General features: G+C 41.2%; 3 protein-coding genes. All 3 read left to right on the forward strand.

Annotated features, from left to right (window positions below; all coding sequences use genetic code 11):
* Window positions 1-1,683: nitrogen regulation protein NR(II) (locus ABYV26_RS20565; protein ID WP_372683234.1), on the forward strand; the 1,683-nt coding region annotated here is incomplete at its 5' end.
* Between the two features lie 48 nt (window positions 1,684-1,731).
* Window positions 1,732-3,087 (forward strand): sigma-54 dependent transcriptional regulator, encoded by a 1,356-nt coding sequence (locus tag ABYV26_RS20570; protein ID WP_155306184.1) that lies wholly within the window; start codon window positions 1,732-1,734, stop codon window positions 3,085-3,087.
* 71 nt (window positions 3,088-3,158) lie between these two features.
* Window positions 3,159-4,772 carry an HD domain-containing phosphohydrolase gene (locus ABYV26_RS20575; protein WP_372683235.1) on the forward strand — a complete coding sequence of 538 codons (1,614 nt, stop codon included), beginning with the start codon at window positions 3,159-3,161 and terminating at the stop codon, window positions 4,770-4,772.
* Window positions 4,773-5,061: the final 289 nt, after the last annotated feature.

A 5,061-nucleotide genomic window follows, 5' to 3' on the forward strand; every position in this document is an offset into this window, starting at 1 on the left:
CCAGCCCTCTCGATATTGGCCATCGTAATCATTCTGCTGGTTCTTATGGGCATCTCCACCTATCGAAACCTGGACCGACAAGCTTCGGTGGCGATAGATTTCCTTCATCGCCAGGGAGTCGCCATGCTCGATGCGGTAGAGGCAGGTGCCAGAGCAGGCATGGCAATGCATATGTGGCAGGAAGATTCTATCAAGAGTCTGATTAATGAGGTAGGTAGCAATAAAGACATCGCCTATATCTATATGGTCGACAAGCGCGGACGTATTTCTCATCATTCCAATCCTGAGGATTTCAGCATAATAGGGCTACCCCCCGAATCATTTGATAACGCTCAGCTTCATGCAAAGATTCGAAAGCTGGAAAATGGTGAAAAAATCTACGAACTGTCAAAACAATTTACAGCTTCAGCTGTTACCGGCCACCATATGATGATGGGCAGCACAAATCGATCGGATCACGTCGGAGAACGCATTGTTCTGGGTTTAAAAATGGATTACCTGCAAATAGCCAGAGAATCCGACAGCCACCATGCCATGATGATGGCTGGGATCGTCATCGCCCTCGGATCAGCTGCCATTTTTTTTACATTCATTATTCAAAATTATTATCTCGTAGAAAAGACGTTAAGACAGACCCAAGACTACACCAGCCAGGTAATTTCGAGCCTCTCTTCTGGTATTGTCAGTATCGATAATAAGCTAAATATCACTGCGTACAACGAGAGAGCATTAACACTTTTGGAAATCGACAGGAAAGATATAAAAGACGTGCGTTTGGAAGAGGTTCTGGACTTTACATTCATTGGAGTCGATCAGACACTGTCTAACGGCATCACCGTTTTAGATAAGGAGATCAACTTTGTTTGTGGCGAGTCAAGATCAAGACCACTGTCAATAAGCGTGACACCGCTAACCAAGGAAACCGGCAGCTTGGGCGGAGCCGTTATACAAATTAGGGATCTCAGTGATATAAAAAAACTGGAGGAACTGGTTAGGCGCTCAGAAAAACTGGCCGCCGTTGGTGAACTGGCTGCCGGCGTCGCTCATGAGATCAGAAACCCGTTAAGCTCCATTCGTGGTTTTACGCAATATTTAGGTCGGGGCTTTGATTCGGAAAGCTCCGAGAAGAAGTGCTCTGATATTGTCATTAAGGAAATTGATAGAATTAATAATGTCGTATCTGATTTGATTTGTTTTTCCAACCCGATGGAACCTGACTTCCAACCAGCAGATATAAACCTGCTCATAACCCATACACTTCGCCTTGTTGAAGCTGACGCAAAGGCTCAGAATATTGTCATTGATACTGATTTTAAACCAGACTTGCCTGAAATTTCGATGGATGAAGGGCAAATTACTCAAGCACTCCTGAATATTCTTCTTAATGCCATACAAGCCACAGGCTTGGATGGAAGATTAACAGTCACCACAAATTTGATTAAGAGTGGCACACACATATTGGTGTCAGTCGAAGATGATGGCCCCGGAATCAGTGACGATGCTAAAGGAAGAATTTTTGATCCGTATTTTACCACGCATGAAAATGGTACCGGATTGGGTTTACCGATCGTTCATAAGATTATAGAAAGCCATGAGGGATCTATACATATAATCAGTCCACCTCATGGTAAGAATACAGGGTGCAATATATCAATAGAAATCCCGATTGTCCAAAAAGGGTGATAATTTAATCACCGATCAAGTCATTGGGAGAAAAGGCGTGGTCGCACTATGAAACCAAATATTTTAATCGTCGACGATGAAACGCCTCACCGAGCAATGCTTGACACAGTATTGTCCGCAGAGGGGTATAACGTCATTCAAGCGGAAGATGGAGATGAAGCCATTGAATTGGTCGGGAATCAGTTTTTTAATCTGATCCTGATGGATGTCCGAATGAAAAGGATCGATGGTATCAAAGCTCTACAACAAATCCTAAAAATCAGCCCTCAACTGCCTATTATAATAATGACAGCATACGGATCTGTTGATTCTGCTGTAAAAGCCATGAAATCGGGTGCTATTGATTATATCACTAAACCAATCGATATAGACATCCTAAAGATATCAATTGATAAAGCATTGACCAGCCAACAAATAACTGAAGAAAACGCTTTGCTTAAGGAAAGACTTGGCGAAAAATTTGACATCGCTGGCATCATCGGTAGAAGTAAACCGATGAAACGTCTTCTTGAATCGATTAGTATGGTGGCACCATCGGATGCCAATGTTTTGATTTTGGGTGAAAGTGGAACCGGCAAGGAACTTATTGCGAATGCAATTCATCAAAACAGCTACCGAAAAGATAAACCGTTTATTAAAATCAATTGCGCTGCGCTTCCGGATACTCTGCTTGAAAGCGAACTCTTCGGACATGAAAAAGGTGCTTTCACAGGTGCTATTGGTAAAAAAATGGGGCGCTTCAAATTGGCCGATAAAGGATCGATATTTCTTGATGAAATTGCCGAGATGGCGCCACCGACACAAGCAAAAATTCTAAGAGTAATTCAGGAGCAAGAGTTTGAACCAGTCGGCGGCACCTCATCAATTAAAGTCGACACCAGAATCATCGCTGCCACCAACCGAGTGCTAAAAAAAGAGGTCGAAGAAGGTAACTTTCGTGAAGATCTTTTTTACCGATTGAATGTCGTTGAATTGAAAGTACCGCCATTGCGAGAAAGAAGTGACGATATCCTTCCTCTATCTAATTATTTTTTGGCAAAATACACCAAGAAAAACAAACGCCAAATTTCTGGATTCACTCCCATGGCTATGGATTTATTAATGCGACATGATTGGCCGGGAAACGTTCGCGAACTGGAAAATATCATTGAACGATCGGTTATTATGACACGTAGCAATACAATAAAATCGACAGACCTCCCCGCAACACTGAGGGGTGAAGATTTAGATAAGGTAACAGAGCCTGTTGACCTAACTCCTGGAAGGTCCCTAAAAGATGTTGAAAAAGAAATGATATTAAGGACATTGGAGGAACACAATGGTAATCGAACACATGCCGCCAAGACATTGGGTATAAGCCGAAGAACGCTTCAATTAAAGCTTAAAGATTATGGAATAACTTGACTCTAACAGGAGTCTAAGGCCCCCAGATTTTTTTAACTCTGATTAAAAAAAGAATATGGAGGATTGTAGGTGTGATCAAAAATATTTTGCGACAAAACAAGGTCTTTTTCGCAATAGTACTTTTGATCGCTATTTTTTTTTCAGTTGTGCTATATTTTGGCGTCAGTCGAATCTATGATAGGGAAAGCCGGTGGCGACATGAAACCGCGTCTCTTGAGCTAGATGTTGGTAAGATAATCGTCCAGTCCTTTTTCGCCAATTTCAAGCACCACCTGTTCTTCATACGTGATATGACCAGTGTCCGAAATTTTGCCAACAGCGACTTTAAATCCGAGCGGTACCAAACCGAGGTTCAAGGATTAATTCATAATTTTTCCAGAGCATCTGAAGAGATCTATCAGATTCGCATTCTCGACGCCGAGGGTCGGGAAGTTGTCAGAATCGATACCAAACCTGACGGCAAACCTCTTACAGTTGCCCCAGAAAACCTGAATAACGAAGAACGTAAAAACTTTTTTCAAGAAGCCTTATACCGTAAAGATCATATCTACATATCGCTGATCGATTTGAATGTGGACCACGGCACCGTTGAAGATTCCGCATCTGCTGTGATTCGTATTGTTTCTTCACTATTTGATAATAATGGAAAGCAAAGAGGCCTTCTAATTGTAACAGTTGATGTTTCCAAACTTTTTCAGATTTTACCCAAAAACATGTTTGTTCAGACCAAATCGGGTATGGTCCTTTCATTACGAGCCGATGGGTCGTTAACGGCAAAGACGCAAGGCTACCATCTCGACACTCAAGAAGGAAAGCTTGTGGTTTCGGATACGGAAACCATTCATTACTCAACAGTAAACCTGTTTTCCGGACGACAATTGGTTATTGGACTCTACCACCACCACATCGGACTAAAGACAGCACTCCAGCGACTGATATGGTTGTCTGCAATGCTGTTTATCATTTTTATTGGGCTGGTAATAGTTCTCAGTAACATTGACATTAGACGACTCAACGAAAGAAACCGTGCACAAATGGCAATTGTCACTTCGTTAGTGGAGTTGACTGACTCAAGAGACCCACAGACCGGAGCACATCTATTGCGCACAAAGACCTTTGCCATGCAATTGGCAAAACAGCTTAAGAAAAGTAATAAATATGCAAACATAATTAGCAAAGAGTTTATAGAGAATATTTATGAAACGGCACCCTTGCACGATATCGGAAAGGTTGGGATTCAAGATTCAATTTTATTGAAAGCGAGCAAACTGGACTTCGAAGAGATTCAAGAAATGCGTCAACACCCGTTAATAGGGGGCAAAGTGCTTCAAGACATTATTGATCAATATGGAATACACCAGCCATTTATCATCATGGCCAAAAATATAGCCGCATTTCATCATGAAAGATTCGATGGAACAGGGTATCCTGAAGGCTTGAAAGGGGAAAATATTCCGTTGGAAGCACGAATTTTCGCTCTCGCCGATGTATATGATGCACTTAGGTCTGAAAGGCCTTACAAACAATCACTTAGCCACATTGAAGTGATAAATAAAATACAATCTGAGAGTGGCAAACATTTTGATCCAGATATCGTGAACGCATTTTTAACCATCGAAAAAATGTTTTCAGAACTTATTTATAATGATCATAAGAATACGCAAAATGGATTGAGTTTGATTTAACAAAGTCACATCCAAATGCCGAACATGTAACCGTCATATATTTATCTTCCTGCTTGAACGAAACCCTATCAATACTTCCTTATAGTCCGTCCTAAGTACTTTGACCTGTCGCTCAATAACTGCACATCAAGTAGCTATTGTAACCACCATAGGTGCGAACTTATTTTGCAGCAATTGTTGAATTGCTTTAAAGATTCAATCCAATATATTCAACAAAATATTATTTCAATATAGAATGTCCCAAAAGGTATTAAAACCTTAGAGGATTATATCCGTGAAGGCTAAATAA

It is taken from the genome of Desulfosarcina sp., from assembly GCF_041551955.1.
GTDB lineage: Bacteria > Desulfobacterota > Desulfobacteria > Desulfobacterales > Desulfosarcinaceae > Desulfosarcina.

Excerpts from the sequence above, each read along its gene's own strand:
- ABYV26_RS20570 (WP_155306184.1), top strand. The coding sequence starts at position 1,732 with ATGAAACCAAATATTTTAATCGTCGACGATGAAACGCCTCACCGAGCA.